At 67.8% G+C, this 255-nt stretch carries 1 protein-coding gene; it reads right to left on the bottom strand.

What is annotated here, in order from left to right; translation table 11 throughout:
• Positions 1-255, bottom strand: a 255-nt coding sequence (locus IU459_RS38060; RefSeq protein WP_195134368.1) for an aldehyde dehydrogenase family protein, incomplete at both ends; no start/stop codon positions are given.

Raw genomic sequence — 255 nt, 5'->3', positions numbered from 1 at the left:
CCGGTGACGCGATCGAACTGCTCCTGGGAGACCAGCGGGCCGAGCTGAGTGTCGGGGTCGAGGCCGGGGCCGATCTTCACTTGGCCGGCCGCGTCGGCGACCGCCTGGGTGAACTGTTCGAAGATCGCGTCCTGCACGAACATCCGGGTGCCCGCGACGCAGCATTGGCCGTGGTTGAACAGCCACGCGTTGACCGAGCCGGTCACCGCGAGGTCGAGATCCGCGTCGGCGAAGACGATGTTGGGACTCTTGCCG

Origin of the sequence: Nocardia amamiensis, assembly GCF_015477605.1 — a bacterium.
Lineage (GTDB): Bacteria > Actinomycetota > Actinomycetes > Mycobacteriales > Mycobacteriaceae > Nocardia > Nocardia amamiensis_A.
Note: the sequence above shows the minus strand (reverse complement) of the source record. Positions and strands in the feature narration are given on the sequence as shown.